This is a genomic window from Azospirillum sp., assembly GCF_035628975.1.
GTDB lineage: Bacteria > Pseudomonadota > Alphaproteobacteria > Azospirillales > Azospirillaceae > Azospirillum.
Genome location: NZ_DASPIS010000117.1, coordinates 1 through 2778 on the forward strand (window position 1 = coordinate 1; position 2778 = coordinate 2778).

At 66.0% G+C, this 2778-nt stretch carries 2 protein-coding genes and 1 pseudogene; 2 read left to right on the forward strand and 1 reads right to left on the reverse strand.

Annotated features, from left to right (window positions below; genetic code table 11):
* Nucleotides 1–114: 114 nt before the first annotated feature.
* Nucleotides 115–885, forward strand: a complete 771-nt coding sequence (locus VD964_RS24980) for an IS6 family transposase (RefSeq protein WP_324871189.1) — start codon at nucleotides 115–117, stop codon at nucleotides 883–885.
* Nucleotides 886–944: 59 nt separating this feature from the next.
* On the opposite strand, the pseudogene VD964_RS24985 reads toward VD964_RS24980, so the two are convergent.
* Nucleotides 945–1676, reverse strand: a pseudogene (locus VD964_RS24985) (IS5 family transposase); the annotation flags it as partial.
* On the opposite strand from VD964_RS24985, the gene VD964_RS24990 reads away from it, so the two are divergent.
* Nucleotides 1666–2700 (forward strand): ATP-binding protein, encoded by a 1035-nt coding sequence (locus tag VD964_RS24990; protein ID WP_324871190.1) that lies wholly within the window; start codon nucleotides 1666–1668, stop codon nucleotides 2698–2700. The pseudogene VD964_RS24985 and the gene VD964_RS24990 overlap by 11 nt on opposite strands.
* The last annotated feature ends 78 nt before the right edge of the window (nucleotides 2701–2778 follow it).

Sequence of the window (2778 nt, forward strand, 5' to 3'; positions counted from 1 at the left end):
ACGTTGCAATTCAAATCTTTCCTGGCTGCCGGCCCGTTGATTCCATTGAACTTGGCAGACGTCCGAACGGCTTCGGGTCATGCGATCAAGAGTGTTTGACGCTGAAAATCTTCAGTGAAAATTTTCAGGAGAAAGCGACACCGCTGCCGGGCCTGCGGGCGCCAGTTCAATGAACGCACGGGCACGACGCTGAACCGGCTGCAGCTGCCAACGGACGTAGTCTTCCTGATCGTACTCTGGCGCTTGCGCCTGAAGCTGAGCCTGCGCGATCTCGCCGAGATCCTGCTGCTGCGCGGACTGGTCTTCTCCCACGAGGCGGTGCGCGAGTGGGAAGTCAAGCTGGCGCCCTTGCTCACGGAGGCCCTGCGCAAACGCCGGAAGGGCCAAATCGGCCGGAGCTGGTACGTGGACGAAACGTACCTCAAGGTCGCCGGCGCGTGGCAATACCTGTACCGGGCCATCGACACCGACGGCAATCTGGTCGATATCTACCTGAGCGCGACCCGCAACCAGGCCGCCGCCGAGGCGTTCTTCCGCTCCGCCGTGGACGTCACCGGCGTCATCCCGGAGACCATCACCACCGACAAGCATGCCGGCTACCCGCCGGCCCTCGAGGAGGTGTTCGGCGACGACGTCGAGCATCGTACTTCCAAGTTCAAGAATAACCATCTCGAGCAAGATCATCGCGGGGTCAAAGGCCGCACGCACCCGATGCGCGGCTTCCAAACCCACATCAGTGCTCACCGCTTCTGCCGGGCGCACGATGTGGTGCGCAACTTCCTGCGGCCGGCGACCAAGCGCAAGCAGCACGTCCCAGCGGCGCGCCGACGGGCGATCCATGTCCAGAGGGTCGCCGCCTTGCGCGACTTGCTCGTTGTCGCCTGACCAACACGGAGCCGGAGGACGGGCTCTCTGCGCCTACTCGCTCACCTTGGCGCGAGACCTGACGGAACCGTCTCAGCGGTGTCGCTCACCACCGCGGTGGCACGCGGCGGGATGATAACGTCGGCGTTCGGCGCATGCGCCGCAACGGTCCGGTAGGTTGGCTCGCCGTCGTACGCACCGTCGGCGATGACCGCATCGATCGGGCGGGTGATCTGGTCGAGCAACGAGCCGACCAGTGAAGCGTCCCCCTCCTCGTTGCCCGCCAACTCCGAGGCAAGGACCTCGCCCGTGTCGGGATCGACCGCCAGATGAAGCTTTCTCCTGCTCCGGCGCGCCGGGCCGCCGTGTTTCTGCAGGTGCCATTCGCCTTTGCCGAACACCTTCAGCCCGGTGGAGTCGATGACCACGGTGACCGGCCCATCCGTCCTGGCCAGCGCCGTCTCGACTGCCAGATCGGCGCTGCGCCGGGAGAAGGTCGTGTGATCCGGGACCGGCAGGTCCAGACCGAGCAGGCGCGTGAGCGAGCCCAGCAGGCCCTCGGTCTGCCGCCACGCCCGACCGAAGGCCAGGCGCAGCATCAGCCCGGTCTCAATTGCGATGTCGGAATAGCGGGAAGGCCGGCCCCGCCGTCCCGTGGCGGGCCGCGTCCAGGCGGCGATCGCCTCCGGCGACACCCAGATCGTCAGGTCGCCGCGCCGGCGCAGCGCCGCGTCGTAGGCTGCCCAGTTCTCCACACGGTAGCGCGCCTTCGGGATCTTGTGACGGCGGGGCTCGTTGGCCTTGTACGGCATCGGACTCTCGGCTTCAGCGGAGGCCGATCCTTTACCCGCTCGCCCTCCCGGCCGCCACCACTCCGGTCCTTTTTGCACCAACGCCCACGAGATCCGCACACCGATGAATGGCGTCATCGGCTTCGCCGACATGCTGCTCGACACCGCGCTCGACGAAGAGCAACGCCGCTACGCAGCCAATGTCCACGCCGCCGGACGCTCGCTGCTCACCGTCATCAACGACATCCTGGACTTTTCAAAGTTGGAGGCGGGTGGGTTGGAGTTGCGCAGCGTGCCTTTTGATCTGGCGGCGCTGGCCCGCGACTGCGAGGACCTAGTCCACCCGGCCGCCGAGCAAAAGGGACTGCAACTGCGCACAGTGTTCGCCTCCGATACCGTAGGCTACGTACAGGGCGATCCGGACCGCCTTCGCCAGATTCTCCTCAACCTGCTCGCCAATGCCATCAAGTTTACCGACCGGGGCGTCGTCGCCCTGACGGTCACGCGGGTTGGTGGCAATGGAGCCCGGCTCCGGTTCGCGGTCGCAGACACCGGCATCGGCATCCCCGCGGACAGGGGCGGCGAACTGTTCCAACGCTTCAGCCAGGTGCAGCGGGGCCGCGGCGGCACTGGGTTGGGGCTGGCAATCTGCCGCCATCTGGTCGAGCTGATGAGCGGCGAGATTGGTTTCGATAGTCAGCCCAACATCGGGAGCACCTTCTGGTTTGTCGTTCCGCTGAAGCCGTGCGTGACTGGCGCCGAGCCCCCGGCGGGCCGGAGCGCAACGGCCGCCCCAGCGCCGCATCCCGCCCGCGTGCTTGTCGCCGAGGACGTGGAAATGAACCGCGAACTCATCGTCGGCATGTTGACTAAGACCGGCCACCGCGTGGACACAGTCGAAACCGGCGAGGCCGCCATCGCCGCCCTGCGCGAATGTGCATACGACCTCGTGCTGATGGACGTGCACATGCCGGGCATGGGTCGGTACGTGTCAACGCGAATGAGACAGCCAGGATTTGAGTTCAAGCTCGGGTCACTTGCGTGATCGGAGGCGCTAGCAAACTGGTCGCCGTGTCCGTCTGCTCGCAGGATGCCGGCGGGCTCAGGTCGCGCAAGGCCCTTC